The sequence below is a fragment of the Nocardioides kongjuensis genome (assembly GCF_013409625.1).
Taxonomy (GTDB): domain Bacteria; phylum Actinomycetota; class Actinomycetes; order Propionibacteriales; family Nocardioidaceae; genus Nocardioides; species Nocardioides kongjuensis.
This window is the reverse complement of sequence record NZ_JACCBF010000001.1, coordinates 354833-375070: the sequence shown is the minus strand read 5'-3', so window position 1 is coordinate 375070 and position 20238 is coordinate 354833. Positions and strand designations below refer to the sequence as shown.

The following is a 20238-nucleotide window of genomic DNA, read 5'->3' as shown; positions in this document are numbered from 1 at the left end:
TTGCTTCCTTGGTGGGTGGGGTGTCAGCGCGGGAGCCGGAGCACCCGGCGCGCGATCACGTTGAGCTGGATCTCGATGGTTCCGCCGCCGACGAGGACGGCCGGCAGGCCGAGGTGGTCGATGACGGGGTCGGCGGTGTGCTTGCCGGTCGGGGGTACGGCGACCAGCGCGCCGCGTCCCAGGACGCGGAGCAGGTCACGCGAGTTGTCGCGCTGGGCGATGGCGTTGCAGACCTTCTGCACGCTGATCTCGGCGCCGAGATCGAGACCGTCGATCCGGGCGAGGACGGAGCGCAGGTTGAGTGCGGACAGCGCCATCTCCCGTCCGACGCAGCGGCCGAGGACCTCGACGACGGCGTCGCGGCTCGCCTCGTGGGCGCCGGAGGCGAGCACGGTGCGAACCAGGTCGCTGGAGCCGTGGCTGAGCCGGGCGCCCATGCTGAGCCGCTCGTTGGCGAGCGTGGTGACGGCGAGCCGCCATCCGGCGCCGGGCTCGGCGACCAGGCACTCGTCGGGCACGAAGACGTCGTCGAGGAAGACCTCGTTGAACTCCGAGAGCCCGGTGGCCTGGCGCAGCGGCCGGACGTCGACGCCCGCGCTGCGCATGTCGACCAGGAAGTAGGAGATGCCGGCGTGCTTGGGCGCGTCCGGGTCGGTGCGCGCCAGGCACACGCCCCAGTCGGCCTCGGCGGCCATCGAGTTCCAGACCTTCTGGCCGCTGAGCACCCACCCGCCGTCCACCTTGCGGGCGCGGGTGGACAGGCCGGCGAGGTCGGAGCCGGCGCCGGGCTCGGAGAACAGCTGGCACCAGAACACCTCGCCGCGCAGGGTCGGGTCGACGAACCGCTCCTGCTGGGCGGGCGTGCCGTGCAGCAGCAGCGTCGGCAGCACCCACTCGCCGATCACGGTCGAGGGCTGCGCGAGCGCGCGGCGGGCGAGCTCCTGGGCGATCACCGCCTGCTCCTCCGGGCCGGCCGCACGCCCCCACGGCTCGGGGTAGTGCGGCGCGACGAGACGCGCGTCGGCGAGGTGCTCCTGGCGGCGGCCGCCGCGCGAGGGCGCCCACCCGGAGGCCGGTACGCCGTCCTCGGGGAGCTCGAGCGCAGCATCGAGGATCGTCGCCAGCTCCGCGCGCAGCTCGGGCAGGGCGTCGTCGGCGACGAACCCGAAGTCCCGCTCGGCCTCGAGGGCCACGGCGCCGAGGCGGGCCGCCCACGTCGACTCCGAGCCGTTGGCGGCCGACAGGCTGATCGCTCGGCGCCAGTAGAGGTGGGCGTCGTGCTCCCAGGTGAAGCCGATGCCGCCGAAGAGCAGCACCGCCTCGGCCGCGACGTCGACCACTGCGGGCAGGGCGGTGAGGCCGACCTGGGCGGCTGCGAGGCACTGCTGGACCGGCGCGTCGTCGCCGGCGCGGGCCGCGTCCCACGCCGCGGCGCCGATCATCTCGGTCTTCACCAGCAGCAGGGCGGCCTTGTGCTGCACCGCCTGGAAGCTGCCGACGGGGACGCCGAACTGCTCGCGGGTGGAGACGTGGGCGACGACCGCGTCGACGAACCAGCGGGCGACGCCGGCGGCGTCGGCGGCGAGCAGCGCGGCGGTGGCCAGCTCGGCCCGCTCGGCGTCGGGCGCGGGCAGCAGCTCCGCGGTGGTCACGGTGCGGCGGTCGAGGACGAGCCGGCCGACCGCACGGGAGAGGTCGGTGGCCGGCTCGCCGACGACCTCGCCGGCGGCGGGCGTCAGGACGCACCACACCGGCTCGCCCGCGGCCGTGGTCGCCCGGACGACGACCAGCTCGGCGCCGGGCAGGCCCAGGACGGGACGGGTCTCGCCGTCGAGCACCCAGCTGCCGTCGTACGACGTCGCGGTGAGGCCGTCGCCGTCGGACAGGGCGCCGGTGGCGCCCTCGGCGAAGCGCCCCAGCACGGCGCTGCGGACCGCGCTCGCGGGTGCTGCGGCGACGACCGCGCTGGCGAGGACGGTGCTCAGGAAGGGGCCGGGGTGCAGGGCGCGGCCCAGCTGCTCGGTGACGACGGCGAGCTCGACCAGGCCCGCACCCGCGCCGCCGTCCTCCTCGGGCAGGTGGATGGCGTGCAGGCCCTGCTGGACGAGCGCGTCCCACGCCTCGGGCCGCTTGCCGGCGGCGAGGTCGTCGAGCTGGGCGCGCGTCGCCTCGATCGGGGCGGCGCGGCGGGCCCAGGCGGCGACGGAGTCGGCCAGGTCGCGGTGGTCGTCGGTGAGGGCGAGAGGCATGTCAGAGCCGTTCGATCAGGAGGCAGGTGGTGGCGGCGGAGGCACAGATCGCGACCATCGCGACCTGGGCGTCGCGGCGCTCGAGCTCGGCGAGCGCGGTCGCGATCAGCCGGATGCCGGTGGCCCCGGCCGGGTGGCCGAGGGCGATGGCACCACCGTTGGGGTTGAGCCGGTCGTCGTCGACGCCGTGGACCTGCGCGAAGGACATCGGCACCGACGCGAAGGCCTCGTTGACCTCGAAGACGTCGACGTCACCGATCGTCATGCCGGCACGGGCGAGCACCTTGGCGGCGGCCTCGATCGGGGCGTCGAGCATGTACTCCAGGTCGCCGCCCATCACGCACTGGTTGAGCAGCCGCGCCTTCGGCTTCAGGCCGAGCTCCTCGGCCTTCTCCTGCGACATGAGCAGCGCGGCGCTGGCGCCGTCGGAGACCTGGGAGGACGAGCCGGCCGTGTGCAGGCCGCCGTCCTTGACCGGCTTCAACCGGGCCAGGCCCTCCGTCGAGGACTCGCGCAGGCCCTGGTCGCGGGTCACCGTGCCGTGATCGGGCGTGGCGACCGGGATCACCTGGTCGTCGAAGAGGCCGGCGCCCCAGGCGGCGGCAGCGCGCTGCTGCGAGCGCAGGCCGAAGGCGTCGAGGTCCTCGCGGCCGAAGCCACGGCGTACGGCGATCCGGTCGGCCGCCGTGTACTGGTCGGGGTTGTCGACCGACCAGCTCGCGGGCCGTGGCGTGCCGAGACCGGTGCCGACCTTGTAGGTCAGCGGCACCCGCGACATCAGCTCGACGCCGCAGGCCAGGCCGACCTCGAGCGAGCCGATCGCGATCTGGCCGGCGACCAGGCTCAGCGCCTGGGCGGCGGTGCCGCACTGGGCGTCGATGGTCGTCGTACCGGTGGCGGTGGGCAGCCCGGCGTGCAGCCAGGAGGTCCGGGTGATGTTGCCGAACTGCTCGCCGATCGGGGTGACGCAGCCGCCGATGGCCTGCTCGACGAGGTCGGGGTCGATGCCGGTGCGGTCCAGGACGCCGCGCTGGGCATGGCCGAGCAGCTCGGCGGCGTGGACGCCGGACAGCCAGCCGTCGCGCTTGCCGAACGGCGTGCGGGCGGCGTCGACGATCACGGGGGTCATGCGGGTGCTCCTTCGAGGGGGTGGACGGTGAGTCCCCAGTCGCGGATCAGGTCGAGGCTCACGGTGGTGCGGCCCGTGACGTCGGCCGGGCAGTCGCACAGGGCGAGGACGGCCTCGGCCATCTCCGCCAGCGACTCGACCTGGTCGGGTCGGATCGTGCCGCCGACGAGCAGGGACGCGCCCTCGCTGAGGACGGCGGCCCGCGGCTGCACCGTGTTGACCCGGATCCCGGTGCCGTGGAGCTCGGCTCCGAGGCCGTTGGTCATGCGGTTGAGCGCCGCCTTGGACGCGGCGTACACGGCGAGGTCGGCGCCGGGCTCGACCAGCTCGAACGGCGGGCCGTCGAAGTGCCGGGCGGATGCGCTGGAGACGTTGACGATCCAGCCCTCCCCTGCCGCGCGCATGCCCGGGAGGACGGCCTGGACGAGGTCGAGCGGTGCGTGCACGTTGACCTCGAAGGTCAGCCGGCGCCGGCGCAGCGGGAAGCCGGCCAGCGGCTGGTAGATCGCCGCCGCGGCGTTGTTGACCAGGATCTCGACGGTGCCGCCGAGCAGCTCCTCGGCGGCCGGGACGATCCCGGCCCGGCTGTCCTCGTCGGCCAGGTCGGCGACGTACGGCGCCACCCGGGTGCCGTGGACCGCGAGCCGGCTCGTCACCTCGGCGAGGCTGCCGTCGAGACGGCTGCCGCCGGGCCCGGCCGTGCGGGCGACGAGGACGACGTCGGCGCCCTCGGCGGCGAGGCGCTCGGCGACGCCGGCGCCGATGCCGCGGCTGGCGCCGGTCACCAGCGCCCTGCGGCCCGCGAACCTCTTCGTCGACGCAGTCATCGTGGTCTGCGCCTCAGCGGTCCGCGGCGAGGACGAGCGCCGAGTGCGGGACCGGCGACCCTCCCGTGACCAGCACGTTGTCGAGCGCCTTGGCGGGCTGGTTGACGGAGGTGCCGCGGACCAGGCGCACACCTTCCGCGATGCCGTTGACGCCGTGGATGTAGCCCTCGCCGAGCTGGCCGCCGTTGGTGTTGACCGGCAGCCGGCCGTCGACCTCGAGGTTGCCGTCGGCGATGAAGTGCCGCGCCTCGCCGCGGCCGCAGAAGCCGTACTCCTCCAGCTGCAGCAGCACCATCGGCGTGAAGGCGTCGTACAGGATCGCGGCGTCGATGTCGTCGGGGCCGATCCCGGCCTGGCGCCACAGCTGCTGCGCGACCAGCTCGACCTCGGGCATCGCGTCGATGTCGTCGCGGTAGTAGCTGCTCATCGAGATCTGCTGCGGACCGACGCCCTGCGCGGCGCCGGTGATGACGGCCGGCGGGTGCGGCAGGTCGCGGGCCCGCTCGGTGCTGACGATCACCAGCGCCTGGCCGCCGTCGCTCTCCTGGCAGCAGTCGAGCAGGCGCAGCGGGTCGGCGATCATCCGCGAGGCCTGGTGCTCCTCGAGCGTGATCGGGCGCTCGAAGAACCAGGCCTTCGGGTTGGTCGCCGCGTGCTTGCGTGAGAGGACGGAGATCTGGCCGAAGTCGGCGCTGGTGGCGCCGTACTTCTCCATGTAGAGCCGCGCGAGGAAGGCCTCCTGCTGGGCCGGCGTGAGCAGGCCGTAGGGGTTGATCCAGTTGCGGTACTCCTGGTCGGTGTTCTGGTTGTAGGCGAACGGCGGCGGGCCCTGCCCGAAGCGGTGGCCCGAGCGCTCGTTGAACGCGCGGTAGACCACGACTACGTCCGCGACGCCGGACGTCACTGCCAGCGCGGCCTGCTGCACCGGGGCGCAGGCGCCACCGCCGCCGTGCGGGATCCGGCTGAAGAACGTGAGCTCCGGGATGCCGAGCGCACGCGCGACGGCGATCTCCGGGTTGGTCTCCATCGTGAACAGCGCGAACCCGTCGACCTCCTCGACGCCGACCTGCGCGTCCTCGAGCGCGGCGAGCACGGCCTCGCAGGCCAGCTGCCACTCGCTGCGCCCGGAGTTCTTGGAGAACTCGGTCGCGCCGATGCCGGCGATCGCGGCGCCGCCGGAGAAGGGACTGGTCACTGGATGCCTCCGCTGGGGTGGTCGAGGGTGACGGTGGCGGTGACGTGCGCGCCGCGGGCGTTGCGGCCGGCGACCTTCAGCGTCACGGCGGTGTCGGTGACCTCGGCGACCTCCCCGGAGAAGGTCATCGTGTCGCCGGGGAAGTTGGGGACGCCGAGGCGCAGCGCCACCTTGCGGATCCGGGTCGCCGGGCCGAACAGGTCGGTCACGTAGCGGTCCAGGAACCCGTTGGTGGAGTTGATCGACATGAAGATGTCGGGGGTGCCGCGTTCGTTCGCCTTGCCGGGGTCGTGGTGGACGTCCTCGAAGTCCTGGCTGGCGATCGCGGTCGCGACGATGGTGGTCCGGTCGAGCGGCAGGGCCAGCTCGGGCAGGACGTCGCCGGCCTTCACCGGACACCGCCCGTCGTCCTGGCCGGGCGCAGCTGCGGCAGCACCTCGCCGTGGGCGTGCTCGGCGAAGCCGACCTCCAGCTCGAGGCCGCGGCGGAGGTCGGCATGGTCGACGCCGCTGATGTCGGCGACCAGGCGGGTGCCCTCCTCGAGGTCGACCAGGCCGACCGCGAGCGGGTAGGTGAACGCCGGGTCCTGCGGGTGGTGGACGACGGTCCAGCTGTGCAGCGTGGCTCGCCGCGTCGACTCGACCGTGTCCCACGCGAAGGAGCGGCATGCCGGGCAGGCGGGACCGGGTGGGTGGCGCAGCGTCCTGCAGTCGGTGCAGCGCTGGATCTCCAGCCGGCCCTCGCGGGCGGCGGTGAAGAAGAACTCGTTGTCCTGGGTGACCGTCAGGCCGGGGACGGCCGTGCGCCGCTCGGGGGTTGCCTCGCTCATGCAGCACTCTCCTTCGTGGTGGGGTCGAAGCGGAGGATCACGAACCTCTCGTCGACGAGGAGCTGGTCGGCCTGGTCGACGTACCGCTTGCGCAGCGTGATGAAGCAGCCGTTGCCGAGTCCGGTCCGCTTGACCGGGGAGATGTCCTCGATCGTGAAGTGGCAGGTGACCCGGGTGCCGGGCGTCAGCTCGCGGACGTACTCCTGCTCCTGCGCCGTCGCGACCACCGAGGTGAAGCCGTGCTCGTCGAGCAGGGCGAGCAGCCGGGAGTAGGCATGGTCCTCCTGGACGCCCTCGGCCCGCAGCGCCTGGACCTGCCGCCAGCGGCGGTAGCCCTGCATCACCCAGGTGGTGACCATCGCCGGCGGGCAGATGACGTCGTCGCGGCCGGTGGCGCGCGCGGCCTCCGGGTCGACGTAGACGGGGTTGAGGTCGTCGTGCGCCTCGACCCAGTTGCGGATCATGGCCTCGTTGACCGCGTACCGCGCCACGCGCGGCGGCTCGGCCACCTCGCCGACGAACTCCCCGAACCGGGCCTCGAGCTGCTGCATCGACCTTCCTCCGCGCCCGCGCCTGCTTGAGCAAGCGCTTGGTTATAGACCGATGGACCGGCCCCTGTGCTGCTCACGATGTCCGTCCCGGGACCTCCGGCGCGAGCGCCACTCCCGCTGAGCGGGCACGGCTGCCCCGCACCCCGACCATCGGGAAACAATCCGGGGCGACCCACCAGGAGGAGACCCATGCGCACCACCACCGGGCGGCGTACCGAGATCATGGAGGTCGCGGCGGCGATGTTCGCCGAGCGCGGCATCGGCGCGACCACGGTCCGCGAGATCGGCGAGTCGGCCGGCGTGCTCTCCGGCAGCCTCTACCACCACTTCTCGTCGAAGGACGAGATCGTGCGCGAGGTGCTCGCCGACTTCATGGACCAGGTCGAGCGAGCCTTCTCCGCTGTCGCCGCCGCGGCCGGATCGCCCGAGGAGACTGTGCGCGGCCTGGTCCGCGCCACCCTGGACTGCATCGACAGCCACCCGCACGCGACCCGGATCTACCAGCGCGACCGCGCCTACCTGCGCACCCACGGCCTGCTCGACGCGATCGACACCAAGTCCCGCGCCGTACGCCGGCACTGGCGGACCGCGATCGACGCCGGCATCGCGGCCGGCGACTTCCGTGCCGACGTACCGGGCGACGTCTTCTACCGCTCGCTGCGCGACACCCTGTGGGCCACGATGCACTGGCCGAACCGCTCGTCGTGGTCCACCGAGGACTTCGCCGACGTGATGGCGTCGATGTTCCTCGGCGGCTTCCGCGCCTGAGTCGTCGCGTCTCGCGAGGCGCTGTGACACGTGGTCCGCTCCCCCGGCAGCCGTGTGCCACCTCTCCCAGCCCCGCACGGGGCCCCTCCACGTGGTCTTGCGGCGGGTGGAGCAGCGAACAACGTGTGACAGCCCGTCCGCCGCCGTGAGCACTGACCGGGAACGGACACCTCGTGGCAGCGCTGGCCGGCAGTAGCATCCGCGCGTGAGCAACGAGGTCCTCATCGCCGTCCAGGAGCTGCTTCCCGGGATCGCCGAGCGGGCGTCCGCCACCGAGGACGCGCGCCGGATCCCGGACGAGACGATGGCCGAGCTGGTCGCAGCGGGCGTGTTCCGGATGCTCCAGCCGAGCCGGTACGGCGGCCGCGAGGGGAACCCGCTGGAGTTCTACGAGGTCGTACGGGCGATCGCCGGGGCGTGCGGTTCGACCGGCTGGGTCGCCGGTGTCGTCGGCTGCCACCCGTGGCAGGTCGCGCAGTACCCCGACGCCGCCCAGCGGGAGGTCTGGGGAGCCGACTCCGACACGCTGGTCGCGTCGTCGTACGCCCCCGTCGGGACGATCACCCGGGTCAAGGGCGGCTTCCGGCTGACCGGGCGCTGGAGCTTCTCGTCCGGCTGCGACCACGCGGCGTGGGCGACCCTCGGCGGCCTGCTCGTCGACGCCGAGGGCCGGCCGCAGGACTTCATGACCATGCTCCTGCCGCGCGCGGACTACACGATCGTCGACGTGTGGGACGCGATGGGCCTGCGCGGCTCGGGCAGCAACGACATCGTCGTGGAGGACGTGTTCGTCCCCGAGCACCGCGCCCTGCGCAACTACGAGCAGCACCAGCTGCAGGCGCCGGGCCGCACCGTCAACACCGGCCCGCTCTACGCGATGCCGTTCGGCACGGTCTTCCCGATGGCGATCACGGCACCGGTGATCGGCATCGTCGCCGGGGCCCACGACCGTTACATGGGCGCGATGCGCGACCGGGTGCGCCTCAGCCTCGGCGGCGGCCGCTTCGCCGAGGACCCGCACGCCCACGTCACGGTCGCCCGCGCCGCTTCCGAGATCGACGCCGCGGTGCTGCAGACCGAGCGCAGCGTCCGCGACGTCTACGAGTGCGTCGTGCGGGGCGAGGAGATCCCCATGGACTGGCGGTTCCGGGCTCGCCGCGACCAGGTCACCGCGACCGAGCGGGCGCTTGCTGCAGTCGACGCGCTCTTCAAGACCGCCGGCGGGTCCTCGCTGCGCCGCGGCAACGCGATCGAGCGGGCGTGGCGCGATGCCCATGCCGGCGGGGTCCACGTCGCGAACGACGTGGAGCGCGCGCTGACGATGTACGGGCGCCACGCCTTCGGGCTCGAGGTGGAGGACACGCTCGTCTGACGGGCGCGCTCGCGGCTACTCGGCGAGCTCGGCGCGCAGCATGTCCTGGACCGCGCGCCAGCCGAAGACCATGGCGGTGCCGATCGGCACGCCCGGTCCCGGGTAGCAGGCGCCCGAGAGGGAGGCGCTGGCGTTGCCGGTGGCGTAGAGGCCGGGCAGTGGCCGGTCGTCCGCGCCGAGGACCCGCGCGTCGACGTCCGTGCGCAGGCCGCCCTTGGTGCCGAGGTCGGCGAGGACCAGCTTCGCGGCGTAGTACGGCGGCCGGTCGAGCGGGACGAGCGCCGGGTTGGGGCCGTCGCCGACGGCGAAGAAGCGGTCGTACTCGTCGGTGCCACGGCCGAAGTCCTCGTCGGTGCCGTTCGCGGCGAAGGTGTTGAACCGGTCGAGGGTCGCCTGCAGCTCCTCGGCCGGGAGCCCGGTGTCGATGGCGAGCTCGGCGACGGTGTCGGCGCGGACCCAGGTGCCGGCGGCGAGGTGCTCCTCGACGGGCGCGGCCGGCATCGTGATCGCCGGCGCGACGCCGTCGGAGCGGGAGTCGAAGACGAACCAGGCGGGGATCCGGCCGGGCTCGGCGGAGAGCCGGCGGCCCATCTGGTCGTAGGGCAGCGACTCGTTCGCGAACCGGCGTCCCTGCTGGTCGACCACGATGCCGCCGCGGAACCCGAGCGTGAAGGCCGCCTGGCCGTCGGGGGCGACCAGGCCCGGGCACCACCAACCCTCGCCCATCAGCTCGGTGGTCGCGCCGATCGCGACGGCGGCAGCGATCGGCTCACCGGTGTTGGTCGCGGCCGGTGCCATCGCCCACGCGGCCGCCCCGGGGACGCCGTACTTGGTGCGGAGGTCCTGGTTGCGCTCGAACCCGCCGCTGCCGAGCAGCACCCCGCGGCGCGCGCCGATCCGGCGAGGTCCGTCGGCGGTGGCGGTGAGGACGCCGACGACACGGCCGTCGGCCACGACCAGCTCGGTCATCTCCGTGCCGGTGCGGACGGTGCCACCGTTGTCGTGGAAGGCGTGGAGCAAGCGCCCGATCAGCGCCCGGCCACCGACGAGCGGCTGGTCCGGGTGGTGGCCGAGGCCGGCGCGGTCGCGGTCGACGACGGGCCGCACCAGGTCGGCCAGCCCGTCGGGAAGCGCGTCGGCAGGCACCGGGACGGGGACGATCGAGCGACCGCCCGGCACCCGGCCCGGCGCGTCGAAGTAGTCGGGGAACGCCTGCGCCACCAGCTCGATCGCCGGCTCCGCCTCGAGCTCGGCGACCACGGCCGGCGCACCCTCGAGGTACGCCTCCTGGCGCTCGGTCTCGGCGTCGCCGAGCAGCGAGCGCAGGTACGTGCGACCGGACTCGGTCGAGTCCATCGATCCCGCGCGGCGGGTGACGTCGCTGCCGGGCAGCCAGGCGGCCGCGCCGGAGTACGCCGACGTCCCGCCCAGCAGCGCGGTCTTCTCCAGCACGACGGTGCTCAGCCCGTTGCGGGCGGCGGTGACGGCGGCGGCCATCGCGCCGGCTCCGGAGCCGACCACGACCACGTCGTAGGTCTCGTCGTACTGCGCGGTCATCGGGCCTCCTGCGTCGGGAACGTTCCGGACCACCTTGGCGTCGTCGTCGCGCGGACGCCGGTCCGGCTCCCGATCAGCGGAAGGTCGCCAGCCGGTCGGCCACCACCCGCGTCGCACGCACCACCACGGGCGCCAGCTTCTCGAAGTCGATCTGCGCCCCGCCCACGAGCGCGACCGCACCGCACGGGCCGTCGCGGCCGATGATCGGCGCAGCGACGCAGCCGAGCCGCAGGTGGTTGCGCCCACGGTCGAGCACGACGCCCGCTCGCGCGCGGGCCCGGACCAGCTCGCGGTGGAGCGAGGCCAGGTCGACCCGCGCCCGGCCCGGCGGGTCCGCCTGCTGCACGGCAACGATCGCATCCACCTCCTCAGGAGGCAGGAAGGCCAGCTGGGCCTTGCCGCTCAGGGACGAGACCGCCGGCAGGCGTCCACCGACCCGGCTCGGGACGCGTGCGGCCAACGCGCCACCGACCTTGTCCAGGATGCGCACGTCCGAGCCGTCCAGCACCCCGAGGTGGACGACGAGCCCGGTCTCCAGGTGCAGGCTGCGCAGGGTCTCGGCCGCCGCGGCGCGCAGGTCCATCTCCGGGGCATCGCCACCACCGAGGCCGAGCGCCCGGCTGCCGAGCGCGTAGCCCGTCGCCGTGTGCCGCACCCAGTCCAGCGCGATCAGCTGGTTGAGGATGCGGTGCGCGGTAGACCGCGGCAGCCCGGTGGCGTCCTGGACGTCCTCCAGCGAGAGCCGCGCCGAGGGCCCACCGAAGGCGACCATGATCGTGGTCATCCGCTCGACCATCGACAGCGGGCGCTCCTCAGCACCGTCCCGATCGGCCCTCTCGAGGACCCCGCCCGACGTGCTCATCGCCACCTCCTGCTCGAGTTCCAGCACTTTAGCAAGCACTTGCTTGGTTGTTGAAGAGCCTCGTCGATCGGGTCGACCGGGCCCTCCGACGTGCGTGGCCGCGACCTTTCCGGTGTGCGGGAGGACGGCGCGCCCCGAGCAGCCGGCCGCGGCAGGCTGCGCGCGTGCACACCTCGCGAACCGCCACCTACGAGCACCTGCTGGCCCCCGGGACGATCGGCCCGATGCGCCTCGCCAACCGCGTCGTCATGCCCGCCATGGACATGAACCTGTGCGACGAGGGCGCCATCGAGGAGCAGGACGTCGCGCACTACGCGGCCCGTGCCGCCGGTGGTACCGGCCTGGTGATCACCTCTGCCGCCGCCGTCGCGTACCCCGTGGGTGCGACCAGCCGCAAGGAGCCCGGACTCTCCGACGACCGGTTCATCCCCGGTCTCACCGCCCTCGCCGATGCGGTGCACGCCGCCGGGTCGAGGCTGTGCGTCCAGGCCACGCACCACGGCAGGATGTCGAAGGTCGACACGGCCGACGGCCGGCCGCTCCTCGTGCCCTCGATGCCCGTCGGCGAGCGGGACATGTCCGCCCTGCGCGACAACACCCCGACCGAGCTCGGCGCGATGGCGAGTGCCGTCTCCGAGGGGAGGACGCCGAGCTTCCGCGAGGCGACCGAGGAGGACATCGCCTGGCTGGTCGGGCAGTTCGCCGCCGCTGCACGGCGTGTGCAGCAGGCCGGTGCCGACGCGATCGAGATCCACTGCGCCCACGGCTACGTGCTCGGGACCTTCCTCAGCCGGGCCGACAACCGTCGTACCGACGCGTGGGGCGGCTCGCTCGAGAACCGGGCGCGCCTCGCCTGCGACGTGATCCGCGCGGTGCGCGCCGAGGTCGGCGACGGGCTCGCGATCCTGGTCCGTGTCGCAGGCAAGGAGTACGGCGAGGAGGGCGCCCTCACGACCGAGGAGGCCGTGGCCGCGTCCCGCATGTTCGAGGAGGCCGGCGCCGACGCCATCCACGTCACCGGCTGGGCGCGCAACCCGTTCCGTGACTTCACCGACGGCCCGCTGCCGAACCAGGTGGGCGCGTACGCCGACCTGGCGCGTGCCGTGAAGGACGCCGTGTCGATCCCGGTGATCGCGGTGGGCCGGGTGCTGCCCGCGCTCGGCGAGGAGCTCATCGCGAGCGGTGGCGCGGACTTCGTCGCCATGGGGCGTCAGCTGCTGGCCGATCCGGACCTGGTCGGCAAGCTGCGCGACGGGCGTGCGGCGTCGGTGCGTCCCTGCATCAACTGCTACGTGTGCGTCGAGCAGAACTTCTGGGACGGCGTACCCGTGTGCGCGGTGAACCCGGCGCTCGGCAACGAGACCCTGCTCCCCTTCCCCACCGTCGCGTCGCGGCGCCACGTCGTGGTCGTCGGCGGCGGTCCCGGCGGCATGGAGGCGGCGCGCGTCGCGGCCGAGCGCGGCCACCGGGTCACCCTCGTCGAGAAGGGCGACCGGCTCGGCGGGTCGGCCTGGTTCTCCCAGCTGACCACGCCCGCCAACGGCCCGCTGCTGGACTGGCTCCAGCACGAGGTCGCGCGGCTCGGGGTCGACGTACGACTCGGCGAGCAGGTGGACGCCGACGACGTCACCGCGCTGGCCCCCGACGCCGTCGTGGTCGCCACCGGCGCCCACCGCGGCCTGCCGCCCGTGCCCGGCGCCGACCTCCCTCACGTCCACACCGGCGACACCCTGCGCGGCCTGATCACCGGGGAGGGCGGGTCGGGCAGCCGCACCCTGCGCCTGCTCGGCGCGGCCGGGCGGATGAGCGGCCTGACCCGCGACCCCGAGCGGATCCGCGACCTGACCCGCAAGGTGCTCCCGATCGGCAAGGACGTCGTGGTCATCGGCGGCTCCCTGGTCGGCCTCGAGCTCGCCGAGTTCCTCGCCGAGCGCCGCAAGACGGTGACCGTCCTCGAGCACGGCGCCCAGGCCGGCCTCCCGATGGCGATCCCGCGCCGCTGGACCGCCGTACGCAGGGCCACCGAGCACGGCGTCACCGTCCACCGCGACGCCGAGGTCGTCGAGATCACCGCGTCCGAGGTGCACTACCGGGTCGGCGACGAGATGGCGCGGGTCCCCGCGGACCTGGTCGTCGTCGCGTCGTACGTCGAGGCCGGCGCCCCGCTCGCCGACGACCTGCGCGCCCGCGGCCTGGACGTGCACGTCGTCGGAGACGCCGGCGAGGTCGGCTACATCCATGGCGCCGTCCACTCCGCCTGGCGGGTGGCCCGCGCTCTCTAGCGACCCGGCAGGAAGTAGCTCGAAGAAGCCGCCGACCCGGCAGGAAGTGGCTCGCGTGCGGGCCACTTCCTGCCGGGTCGGCGCGAATTCGGAGCCGGTTCGGGCCGGGTCAGCCGAAGAAGGCCTGCCCGCCGTCGAGCGGGATGGTGGCGCCGGTGAGGTAGCGCAGGTCGCTGCTCACGAGGGCGACGACGGCACGGCCGATGTCGTCCTCGCAGTCGCCGATGCGGCCCGCGGGGATGGCGGCGACGAACTCGGCGGCCTCCTCGGGGTTGTTCTCGGTCCACCGCTTCAGGCCCGGCGACAAGGCGTGCGGCGCGATGCTGTTGGCACGGATGCCGTCGCGGGCCCACTCGACCGCGGCGGTGCGGGTCAGGGCGCGCACGGCCTGCTTGGCCGCGGCGTAGACGCCGTACGTCGTGGGGTCCCAGCGCACCATCGCGGAGGTGACCAGGTTGACGATGTGGCCGCCACCGCGGGCCACGAAGTGCGGGTGACAGGCCTTCATGAAGGCCAGGGTGGCGAACGGGCCGGAGGCGAAGCTGCGCTCGACGGCGTCGTCGTCGATGGTGAGCAGCGGGCCGAACGCGCCCGAGTAGGCGTTGTTGACGAGGATGTCGACACCCCCCATGGTCGCGACGACCTCGGCGACCGTCGCGGGGATGGTGCCGGTCTCGACGATGTCGCAGACGAACGGCTCCGCCTTCACCCCACGCTCGCGGAGCAGCGCACAGGTCGTCTCGAGCTTGGCAGCGGTCCGGCCGACCACCGCGATGTCGGCACCCTCGGTGGCGAGCGCCAGCGCGATGCCCTGCCCGACGCCCTGGCCGGCTCCCGTCACCAGTGCGACCTGTCCCGTCAGCGAACCCATTCCAGCCTCCTCGTCCATGACCGCACGCCGCGGTCCCGCGGTCATGATGGTCACGACGAACGGCTCAGCTGGTGAGCACTCCTGCTGAGCGGAATCAGCCGAAGACAGTCCTGCCGGCTGTGATCGCGGGGCCCCGCTCGGTGGCGACCTCGAGAGCGCCGTCGGCCCAGCCGCGGACGACGAGAGGCTCCCCCGGGAACACCGGCGACGCGAAGCGCCCCTCCAGCTGCGTCAGGTCGGCGGGATGGGCGCCGGTCTCCCGCGCGGCGACGAGGGTCGCGGCCGCGAGCGTGGCGAGGCCGTGCAGGATCGGGCGCGGCTGGCCGATCCCGGCCGCAGCGGCCGGGTCGACGTGGATGTGGTGCCGGTCGCCGAGCAGGCGGTAGAGCAGCGCTGCGTTGTCCGCCGTCGCCGTGGACGCGGTCCAGGCAGGCTCGCCGTCGGGCGCGGCCGGGCGGCCGGGACCGCGCTCACCGCCGAAGCCCCCGCGCCCCGGTGCGAAGAGGGACCAGGTCGCGACGAAGTGGTCGCTCTCGACGGCGAGGTCGTAGACCGCCGCCGCTCCCTTGTCCCACACCCCGGTGACCCGCGCGGACATGGTCAGCTCACCGCTCGCCGGCAGCGGCTCCAGCACAGTGAGCGACTGGGCACCGTGCAGCGCCGTACCGACCTCCCAGGCGCCGGCCGAGCCCAGCACGTCGGGCGCCCACTGCGCGAGGGTGAGCGCGAAGCCGGGCAGCACCCGCAGCCGGTCCTCGAAGACGAGGTCCAGGTCGTCGGGACGTGCGCCCGCAGCGAGCGCGAACAGGATCGGGTCGCGATCGGTCCAGGCGACGGTGCGCTCACCGACGGTCAGGCCGAGCCAGTCGCCGGCGGGTGCTCCAGGGGTGGGAAGGGTGCTCATCGCGCCACCATGCCCAGCAACGGCAGGGTCGCGCCCGCCCGCACCCGGTGAGCGGGAGTCGGGCTCGCAGGTCCGCGGCCGACGTCCCTATGGTCACGGCGCCGACAGGGCAGCACCAACCGAAGGAGCAATCGTGGGCAACACCGACCTCACCGGCCGAACCGCCGTCGTCACCGGCGCGGGCGCCGGGCTCGGCCGCGCCGAGGCGCTGGCGCTCGCCGCGCAGGGCGCGAACGTCGTCGTCAACGACATGGGCGACGCCGCCGACCGGGTCGTCGCCGAGATCGAGGCGCTCGGCCGCAAGGCGCTCGCCGTCAAGGGTGACGTCGGCAGCTGGGCCCTGGGCCAGGAGCTCGTCGACGCCGCCGTCGACACCTTCGGCAGTCTCGACGTCGTCGTCAACAACGCCGGCATCACCCGCGACACGATGCTCTTCAACATGACCGAGGCGCAGTGGGACGACGTGGTCCGGGTCCACCTCAAGGGCCACGCCGCCGTCTCCCGCGCCGCCGCCGTCCACTTCCGCTCGGCGTCGAAGACCGCCGGCGGCCCGGTGTTCGGCCGCATCGTGAACACCGCGTCCGAGGCGTTCCTGTTCGGCGCGGCGGGCCAGTCGAACTACGCCGCTGCCAAGGCGGGCATCGTGGCACTGACCCTGTCGACGTCCCGCGGCCTCGAGCGGTACGGCGTCACCGCGAACGCGATCTGCCCGCGGGCCCGCACCGCGATGACCTCGGAGGTCTTCGCCGAGGACGGCGACACCCAGCGGCTCGACATCCTCGCGCCGGAGCGGGTCGCGTCCTTCGTCGGCTACCTCGCCTCCCCCGCTGCGGCCCAGATCAGCGGCCAGGTCTTCGTCGTGTACGGCGACATGGTCGCGCTGATGGCCGCCCCCACCGTCGAGAACAAGTTCGTCGCGGCCGACGGCACGTTCAGCGTCGACGAGCTCGACGCCCAGCTGACGCCGTACTTCGAGGGGCGCTCGCCGTACCAGACGTACGCCGCGTTCGGCGTCGCGAAGCTGGACACCACCGGCATCGAGACCATCAACGGCTGACCTGTGCTCAGGCGCTGAGCGCTGCTGCGGGGACCGTGCTCGGGCCTTCGGTTGCGTAGCCGGTCGGGTTCCGAAAGGGCAGTGACGAGGAAGGTGGGGAGGTGGCTGGGTTCCGCGGTCGGCTTGCGGTCCCGCAGCCACCTTCGTGACGGTCGGTGACGTCGGTTCTCCACACCCCGGGAATCGAGTTTCTCCTGTCCCCAGGCGGGTTCTGAACGTTCGCTTCTGTCGGAGGTGGATGGGAGAATTCAGTCATGGATCTCGGAACCCACCCCCGCAGCACGGCAGCCCTGCTGTCGCGCGTGGGCGACCGGATCCGCTCCCGCAACACCCTCGTCATCGAGGAGTGGGAGGACATCACGGCCTGGGCGAGCGACCACATCGTGTCCGGCCCTCAGGGTGCCGCGACCATCACCGAGGGCTACCTCGACACCGGCGTCCCGATCGCCGGTGACGGCGCACCACTGGTGTCGGAGTTCGCGTTGATGGAGCTCGTCGCCGTCCTCGGCCGCACCCCCGACGGTGGCAAGGCCTACGTCGGGCGGGTGATCGAGTGCGCGTGGCGGCTGCCCAACGTCTACGAGGCGGTGGTGGCGGGGCGGTTGGCGCCGTGGCGGGCCGAACGGATCGCGGACCTCACCCGTGGCCTGTCGGGTGAGGCGGCGGGGTTCGTGGACCGGCAGCTGTGGAACGCCTCCGGCATCGGGTGGGCCCAGCTCGAACGCCTCGTCGCCGAAGCCGTGCTCCGCTACGACCCCGAACGCGCGGAAGCCGACCGCCAGAAGGCTGCCGACCACCGGCACTTCGACATCGGTGACGTCGACGAGCACGGACTCGTGCACCTCGACGGGCTCCTGGATGCCGCCGACGGCCACGACCTCGACCAAGCGGTAGGACGCCGGGCGGAGGTGCTCGGTCGGCTCGGGGACGACTCGTCACTCGACGTGCGCCGCTCCAAGGCCGCTGCCGAGCTCGCCCGTCAGGACCTGGCACTCGACCTGCTGGTCCCGGACCCCGACACCGGGGAGGTGGTCGCGACCGTCCCCGGCCGCAAGGTCGTGCTGAACGTGCACGTCACCGACACCAGCCTCACCGGTGACCACCCTTTGGTGAACCCGGTCGGGCGGTGGGACGAAGGCCGCTGCCCCGTCAGCACCGCGCAGATCCGGGAGTGGCTACGTGCCCGGCACACCACGATCATCGTGCGTCCGGTCATCGACCTCGCCGACCATCTCCCCGTCACGGCCTACGAGATCCCCGACCGGCACAAGACGAGGGTGATCCTTCGTGATCACATCTGCCGGTTCCCGCACTGCACCCGTCCCGCGACCCGGTGCGACATCGACCACCACCAGCCCCACGACCGGGGCGGGCCGACCTGCCCCTGCAACCTCGTCCCACTGTGCCGACGGCACCACCGCGCCAAGACCCACTCAGCCTGGCGCTACGAGACCCCGATGCCGGCGACCTACGTGTGGACCAGTCCGAGCGGGTTCCGGTTCCGGGTCGACCACCGCGGCACCCACCCGGTGCACCCGCCCGACGAGTAGCGACCCCGCCCCGCACCCCGCGAACCGAGTGCTCGCGGGGATCGTGGCGTGCCCGGCAGCCCGGCCGATGGGCTCCTCAGGCGAGCGCGGTCACCAGGACCGCGAGTGCCGAGGCGACCAGCGTGCCGATGACGAGCGGACGCAGCTGGGCGGGCGAGACCCGGTGGAAGATCGCGTCGCCCAACCGCCACCCGAGCGGCAGCCCCGCGACGCCGCCGACGGCGAGCGCCAGCACGTCGACGTCGACATGACCGAGGAGGACGAATGCCGCCACCGCGACGACGTCCTGGCCCGCGAACACGGCCTGCAGGGTGGCCCGGTAGCGCCGCGGCTCCCGGTCGACGAGCGCCATCACCAGCGGTGGCCCGTTCATCCCCGTGGAGGTCAGCAGTCCCCCGCTGACGACGCCGACGACCGGCAGGCCACGCCGGCCGACGCGCAACCCGGCGGCGAGCAGCGCGACCATCACCAGCATCGCCACGGCGATGCCCGCCGACAGCAGCCCCTCGTCGGCGACGGCGAGCAGGACGAGTCCGACGGGCATGCCGACGAGGCCGGTCACGGTCAGCACCACCGCGTCACGCCGCTCGACGTGCTCCCGCTCCCGCAGGGCCATGCCGGTGGTCAGCACGAGGCTGACGACAGTCGCTGCAACCACCGCCGGCGCGGGGTCGGTGACGAGCAGCAGTCCGGGTACGGCGGCCAGCGCGGACCCGAAGCCTGTCACCGCCTGGACCAGCGCGGCCACCACGAACACCACGAGCGCCACCGCGGCGAGGACGAGCAGCTCCACCGCCGCGGACTGTCGACGCCGACTCAGCCGGCGAGCGGCGCGTGCCGCGGCCAGGGGGCGGCCCGCTCGAGCTGGCCGGCGAGGGAGAGCAGCAGCGGCTCGCCGCCGAGGTCGGTGAAGAAGTGCGCGCCGAGCGGCAGGCCGTCGGGGTCGAGGCCGGCGGGCACCGACATCGCCGCGCCACCGGTGGTGTTGACCAGGCTGGTGAAGCCGGCCATCGCGGGTGCGACGGTGTACATCACCTCGGGCTTCGTGGTGTCGAGGACGCCGAGCCGGGGCGTGCGCATGCACAGCGTCGGGGTCAGCACGACGTCGACGTCCGCGAACAGACGCGCGGTCGCGAAGCCCACCTGCTCGAAGCCCTCGAGGGCGCGCAACAGGTCGGCGAGGGGCATCGCCGAGTAGCGCTCGTACATCACCCTCGTGAACGGCTCGATGTCGTCGTCGCGCAGATCGCGACCGAGAGCGGCCAGCCGGTCGTCGACGTGGGCGACCAGGTTGGCGCCCATCATCAGGCCGGACCAGCGCGCGAACTCGGGGTAGGCCACCGGCAGCGTGACCTCGACGACCTCGTGGCCCAGGACGGCGAGCAGGTCGGCGGTACGACGGACCGCCGCGACACCGGCCGGGTCCGTCTCCGGGCCGTCGGGGACGACGGTCGCCAGGCCGACGCGGAGCCGGCCGGGCTCGCGGTCGACGCAGGCGAGGTACCCGCCGGCCGGGGCCGTCGGTCCGTACGACGCCTGGCCGGGCACGCGGCCCGCGGACACGTCGAGCAGCAGCGCCGTGTCGCGCACGGTCGTCGTGAGCGCGCCGTGGACGCTGGTCGGGCCGGCGAGCGTGGACGGGTACGGCGCCCCGGGGATCAGGCCCCGGCTGGGCTTGAGACCGAACAGTCCGCAGGCGGCGGCCGGGATCCGGATCGAGCCGCCGCCGTCGTTGCCGTGGGCGACCGGCACCAGGCCGGCGGCGACCGCTGCGGCAGAGCCGCCGCTGGATCCGCCGGTCGAGTGGTCGAGCGACCACGGGTTGTGGCACGCGCCGTGCAGCACCGGCTCGGTGCTGCCGTTCTTGCCGAGCTCGGGGGTGTTGGTCGTGCCCAGGACGACCATCCCTGCGGCCTTGTAGCGGCGCACCAGCTCGCTGTCCTCGGCCTTCACGTCGTCGGCGAACAGCCGGCTGCCGCCGGTCGTGGGCAGCCCGGCGACGTCGGCGGCGAGCGACTTGATGACCACCGGGACCCCGGTCAACGGCCCGTCGGGCAGGCCGGCGTCGACCTCGGCGAGCGCCTCGTCGTACCGCGTGCCGACCATCGCGTTGAGCTGCGGGTCGAGCTTCTCGATACGCCGGATGCTCTCCTCGACCACCTCGCGGGCGCTGGTCTCGCCGCAGCGGATCGCGGCGGCCGTGGCGATGGCATCGGGCAGGGCGCTGCTCATGGG

18 protein-coding genes are annotated in these 20238 nt (G+C 73.5%); 5 read left to right on the top strand and 13 right to left on the bottom strand.

Annotated elements, in window-relative coordinates; genetic code table 11:
* Nucleotides 1-23: 23 nt before the first annotated feature.
* Genes BJ958_RS01810 through BJ958_RS01780 form a run of 7 tightly spaced genes read right to left on the bottom strand, consistent with a single transcriptional unit; the run spans nt 24 to nt 6780 of the window.
* A complete protein-coding gene (locus BJ958_RS01810; RefSeq protein WP_179725008.1) occupies nt 24-2249 on the bottom strand; it encodes an acyl-CoA dehydrogenase family protein in 2226 nt (741 codons plus the stop codon).
* Nucleotide 2250: 1 nt separating this feature from the next.
* A complete protein-coding gene (locus BJ958_RS01805) occupies nt 2251-3378 on the bottom strand; it encodes a steroid 3-ketoacyl-CoA thiolase (RefSeq protein WP_179725006.1) in 1128 nt (375 codons plus the stop codon).
* A complete protein-coding gene (locus tag BJ958_RS01800; RefSeq protein ID WP_179725004.1) occupies nt 3375-4205 on the bottom strand; it encodes an SDR family NAD(P)-dependent oxidoreductase in 831 nt (276 codons plus the stop codon). The genes BJ958_RS01805 and BJ958_RS01800 overlap by 4 nt, the downstream gene beginning before the upstream one ends.
* Nucleotides 4206-4218: 13 nt before the next feature.
* Nucleotides 4219-5400, bottom strand: coding sequence for a thiolase C-terminal domain-containing protein (locus tag BJ958_RS01795; RefSeq protein WP_179725002.1), 1182 nt, complete (start codon nt 5398-5400; stop codon nt 4219-4221).
* Nucleotides 5397-5792, bottom strand: a complete 396-nt coding sequence (locus BJ958_RS01790; protein WP_179725000.1) for a hotdog family protein — start codon at nt 5790-5792, stop codon at nt 5397-5399. Before BJ958_RS01790 ends, BJ958_RS01795 begins: the two co-directional genes overlap by 4 nt.
* The gene (locus tag BJ958_RS01785) at nt 5789-6229 is read right to left on the bottom strand and encodes a Zn-ribbon domain-containing OB-fold protein (RefSeq protein WP_179724998.1); all 441 of its coding nucleotides are present in this window, start codon (nt 6227-6229) and stop codon (nt 5789-5791) included. The genes BJ958_RS01790 and BJ958_RS01785 overlap by 4 nt, the downstream gene beginning before the upstream one ends.
* Nucleotides 6226-6780: an FAS1-like dehydratase domain-containing protein gene (locus tag BJ958_RS01780; RefSeq protein WP_179724996.1), complete on the bottom strand. Its 555-nt coding sequence runs from the start codon at nt 6778-6780 to the stop codon at nt 6226-6228. The genes BJ958_RS01785 and BJ958_RS01780 overlap by 4 nt, the downstream gene beginning before the upstream one ends.
* Nucleotides 6781-6969: 189 nt before the next feature.
* Here BJ958_RS01780 and BJ958_RS01775 point away from each other — a divergent pair, with 189 nt between their 5' ends.
* Nucleotides 6970-7548, top strand: a complete 579-nt coding sequence (locus BJ958_RS01775; protein WP_179724994.1) for a TetR/AcrR family transcriptional regulator — start codon at nt 6970-6972, stop codon at nt 7546-7548.
* 205 nt (nt 7549-7753) lie between these two features.
* A complete protein-coding gene (gene hsaA / locus BJ958_RS01770) occupies nt 7754-8920 on the top strand; it encodes a 3-hydroxy-9,10-secoandrosta-1,3,5(10)-triene-9,17-dione monooxygenase oxygenase subunit (RefSeq protein WP_179724992.1) in 1167 nt (388 codons plus the stop codon).
* A 15-nt stretch (nt 8921-8935) separates the two neighbouring features.
* Here hsaA and BJ958_RS01765 read toward each other — a convergent pair whose 3' ends face one another.
* Nucleotides 8936-10477: an FAD-dependent oxidoreductase gene (locus BJ958_RS01765; RefSeq protein WP_179724990.1), complete on the bottom strand. Its 1542-nt coding sequence runs from the start codon at nt 10475-10477 to the stop codon at nt 8936-8938.
* A gap of 73 nt (nt 10478-10550) precedes the next feature.
* Nucleotides 10551-11339, bottom strand: coding sequence for an IclR family transcriptional regulator (locus BJ958_RS01760; protein WP_179724988.1), 789 nt, complete (start codon nt 11337-11339; stop codon nt 10551-10553).
* Nucleotides 11340-11503: 164 nt separating this feature from the next.
* Here BJ958_RS01760 and BJ958_RS01755 point away from each other — a divergent pair, with 164 nt between their 5' ends.
* On the top strand, nt 11504-13621 hold the full coding sequence (locus tag BJ958_RS01755; protein ID WP_179724986.1) for an oxidoreductase: 2118 nt from the start codon (nt 11504-11506) through the stop codon (nt 13619-13621).
* A 109-nt stretch (nt 13622-13730) separates the two neighbouring features.
* Here BJ958_RS01755 and BJ958_RS01750 read toward each other — a convergent pair whose 3' ends face one another.
* Together BJ958_RS01750 and BJ958_RS27525 are read right to left on the bottom strand one after the other, a co-directional pair.
* A complete protein-coding gene (locus BJ958_RS01750) occupies nt 13731-14492 on the bottom strand; it encodes an SDR family NAD(P)-dependent oxidoreductase (protein WP_179724984.1) in 762 nt (253 codons plus the stop codon).
* A gap of 94 nt (nt 14493-14586) precedes the next feature.
* Nucleotides 14587-15396, bottom strand: a complete 810-nt coding sequence (locus tag BJ958_RS27525) for a MaoC/PaaZ C-terminal domain-containing protein (protein ID WP_179724982.1) — start codon at nt 15394-15396, stop codon at nt 14587-14589.
* 133 nt (nt 15397-15529) lie between these two features.
* Between BJ958_RS27525 and BJ958_RS27520 the strand changes: the two genes are divergently transcribed.
* Complete coding sequence (locus tag BJ958_RS27520) at nt 15530-16453, top strand: 3-oxoacyl-ACP reductase (RefSeq protein ID WP_273518127.1); 924 nt, start codon at nt 15530-15532, stop codon at nt 16451-16453.
* 254 nt (nt 16454-16707) lie between these two features.
* On the top strand, nt 16708-18003 hold the full coding sequence (locus BJ958_RS01735) for an HNH endonuclease signature motif containing protein (protein WP_179724979.1): 1296 nt from the start codon (nt 16708-16710) through the stop codon (nt 18001-18003).
* 76 nt (nt 18004-18079) lie between these two features.
* Here the strand turns inward: BJ958_RS01735 and BJ958_RS01730 are convergent, their stop codons facing one another.
* Entirely contained in the window at nt 18080-18796 is a 717-nt protein-coding gene (locus tag BJ958_RS01730; RefSeq protein ID WP_179724978.1) for a TSUP family transporter, read from the bottom strand.
* 23 nt (nt 18797-18819) lie between these two features.
* Complete coding sequence (locus BJ958_RS01725; RefSeq protein ID WP_179724975.1) at nt 18820-20235, bottom strand: amidase; 1416 nt, start codon at nt 20233-20235, stop codon at nt 18820-18822.
* Nucleotides 20236-20238: the final 3 nt, after the last annotated feature.

What these genes read in the sequence shown, in the direction of transcription:
- BJ958_RS27525 (WP_179724982.1), bottom strand. Translation starts at nt 15,396, where the DNA reads ATGAGCACCCTTCCCACCCCTGGAGCACCCGCCGGCGACTGGCTCGGC.
- BJ958_RS01765 (WP_179724990.1), bottom strand. Translation starts at nt 10,477, where the DNA reads ATGACCGCGCAGTACGACGAGACCTACGACGTGGTCGTGGTCGGCTCC.
- BJ958_RS01750 (WP_179724984.1), bottom strand. Translation starts at nt 14,492, where the DNA reads ATGGGTTCGCTGACGGGACAGGTCGCACTGGTGACGGGAGCCGGCCAG.
- BJ958_RS01780 (WP_179724996.1), bottom strand. Translation starts at nt 6,780, where the DNA reads ATGCAGCAGCTCGAGGCCCGGTTCGGGGAGTTCGTCGGCGAGGTGGCC.
- BJ958_RS01775 (WP_179724994.1), top strand. Translation starts at nt 6,970, where the DNA reads ATGCGCACCACCACCGGGCGGCGTACCGAGATCATGGAGGTCGCGGCG.
- BJ958_RS01800 (WP_179725004.1), bottom strand. Translation starts at nt 4,205, where the DNA reads ATGACTGCGTCGACGAAGAGGTTCGCGGGCCGCAGGGCGCTGGTGACC.
- BJ958_RS01805 (WP_179725006.1), bottom strand. Translation starts at nt 3,378, where the DNA reads ATGACCCCCGTGATCGTCGACGCCGCCCGCACGCCGTTCGGCAAGCGC.
- BJ958_RS01785 (WP_179724998.1), bottom strand. Translation starts at nt 6,229, where the DNA reads ATGAGCGAGGCAACCCCCGAGCGGCGCACGGCCGTCCCCGGCCTGACG.
- BJ958_RS01810 (WP_179725008.1), bottom strand. Translation starts at nt 2,249, where the DNA reads ATGCCTCTCGCCCTCACCGACGACCACCGCGACCTGGCCGACTCCGTC.
- BJ958_RS01760 (WP_179724988.1), bottom strand. Translation starts at nt 11,339, where the DNA reads ATGAGCACGTCGGGCGGGGTCCTCGAGAGGGCCGATCGGGACGGTGCT.
- BJ958_RS01725 (WP_179724975.1), bottom strand. Translation starts at nt 20,235, where the DNA reads ATGAGCAGCGCCCTGCCCGATGCCATCGCCACGGCCGCCGCGATCCGC.
- BJ958_RS01735 (WP_179724979.1), top strand. Translation starts at nt 16,708, where the DNA reads ATGGATCTCGGAACCCACCCCCGCAGCACGGCAGCCCTGCTGTCGCGC.